General features: G+C 61.5%; 1 protein-coding gene. It reads right to left on the reverse strand.

Annotation, left to right across the window (positions count from 1 at the left end):
• On the reverse strand, positions 1-512 hold a 512-nt coding region (locus ABD481_RS47225), incomplete at both ends, for a Mur ligase family protein (RefSeq protein WP_344672402.1).

Raw genomic sequence — 512 nt, forward strand, 5'->3', positions numbered from 1 at the left:
GCCAGCGCCAGCAGCAGATTGCTGACGTTAAAGGCGCCCATCAGGCGCCTTTCGATTTCGCCCTTGCCCCAGCTGGAGTCAAACTGGATGGTCGCCCCGCTGTCGTGATAGTTCACCGCGGTGGCCTTTAGCCAGCGGCCGTGGCAATTCGGGTTGATATGATCTTCCATCGATACCGCCACCGCGTCCGGCAGTTTTGCCAGCCAGCGACGACCGACTTCATCGTCAGCATTGACGATGGCCTGACCGCAATGATGGGTGGAGTACAGCAGCCATTTCGCCGCTTCATAACGATCCCAGCCCTCCTGGTCGGCCAGCACCATCTCCACCACGTCATAGCCCAGTTCGCCAAAGTGGGCGACCAGCGCCGGTAGCGTCAGGAAGTCATCGGGTGACTGCGCGCCGCAGGCAATCGCCTCTTCTGCCGTGGCCGGACGTTTGCGCCACCATGGCTCGCCGATAAGCAACATGCCGCCTGGGGTAAGGCTCTGCTTCAGCAGCTCGATTGTGCC

Source organism: Catenulispora yoronensis, assembly GCF_039531695.1.
In the GTDB taxonomy this organism is placed as follows: Bacteria; Actinomycetota; Actinomycetes; order Streptomycetales; family Catenulisporaceae; genus Catenulispora; species Catenulispora yoronensis.